The organism is Streptomyces sp. UH6 (genome assembly GCF_013421635.1).
GTDB classification, from domain to species: domain Bacteria; phylum Actinomycetota; class Actinomycetes; order Streptomycetales; family Streptomycetaceae; genus Streptomyces; species Streptomyces abyssomicinicus.
The window spans coordinates 1-1,211 of the sequence record NZ_JACADT010001336.1; the positions used below are offsets into that span (position 1 = coordinate 1).

The following is a 1,211-nucleotide window of genomic DNA, read 5'->3' on the forward strand; positions in this document are numbered from 1 at the left end:
CGCGGCCCGCCCCGGAGGACGGCACGCACCCGGACGACCGCGCGCACCCGGCGGACGCCGCTCACCCGGTGGGCGGCGGCGAAGGCGTGAGCGAGGACGCGGAAGGGAAGGCGCGCGACGGTGACCGGGAACGGTCGCCGCACGGCAAGGACGAGAGACGGGGGCAGCACGCATGACGCAGCAGGATCAGCAGCCGGGCCGGACGGCCCGGACGGACGACGGAGCGGAACAGGTGACGACGGGCACGGGCACGGGCACGGACGCGGCCCAGGCGGCCGACGCGGCCACCCCGGAGCTGGTGATCATCTCCGGCATGTCCGGGGCCGGCCGCTCCACCGCGGCCAAGTGCCTGGAGGACCTCGGCTGGTTCGTCGTCGACAACCTGCCGCCCGCCCTGATCCCCACCATGGTGGAGCTCGGCGCCCGCAGCCAGGGCAACGTCGCCCGGATCGCCGTGGTCGTCGACGTCCGCGGCCGCCGCTTCTTCGACAACCTCCGCGAGTCCCTCACCGAGCTGGACGCCCGCCAGGTCAGGCGGCGGTTCGTCTTCCTGGAGTCCTCCGACGACGCCCTGGTGCGCCGCTTCGAGTCGGTGCGCCGCCCGCACCCGCTGCAGGGCGACGGCCGCATCGTCGACGGCATCGCCGCCGAGCGTGAACTCCTGCGCGAGCTGCGAGGCGACGCCGACCTGGTGATCGACACCTCCGGCCTCAACGTGCACCAGCTGCGCGCCAAGATGGACGCCCAGTTCGCGGGCGAGGAGGAGCCCGAGCTGCGGGCCACCGTGATGTCGTTCGGCTTCAAGTACGGCCTGCCCGTCGACGCCGACCTCGTGGTGGACATGCGCTTCCTGCCCAACCCGCACTGGGTCCCCGAGCTGCGCCCGTACACCGGCCTCAACGAGGAGGTGTCCTCCTACGTCTTCTCCCAGCCCGGCGCCAAGGAGTTCCTCGACCGCTACACCGAGCTGCTGCACATGATCGCGGCCGGCTACCGGCGCGAGGGCAAGCGCTACGTGACCGTGGCCGTCGGCTGTACCGGCGGCAAGCACCGCTCCGTCGCCATGTCGGAGAAGCTCGCCAAGCGCCTGGCCGCGGACGGGGTCGAGACGGTGGTCGTCCACCGGGACATGGGACGCGAATGAGACGCCACACCCCGCGGCTCACCGGCCTGCGGCGCAACGCGGTCCCCGCCTTCCGCAGGGAGGCCCG

The 1,211-nt window shown here is 73.2% G+C and carries 1 protein-coding gene; it reads left to right on the top strand.

From position 1 onward, the window contains the following. Window positions 1-172 precede the first annotated feature (172 nt). Entirely contained in the window at window positions 173-1,144 is a 972-nt protein-coding gene (gene rapZ, locus HW445_RS31710; protein ID WP_257231429.1) for an RNase adapter RapZ, read from the top strand. Window positions 1,145-1,211 lie beyond the last annotated feature (67 nt).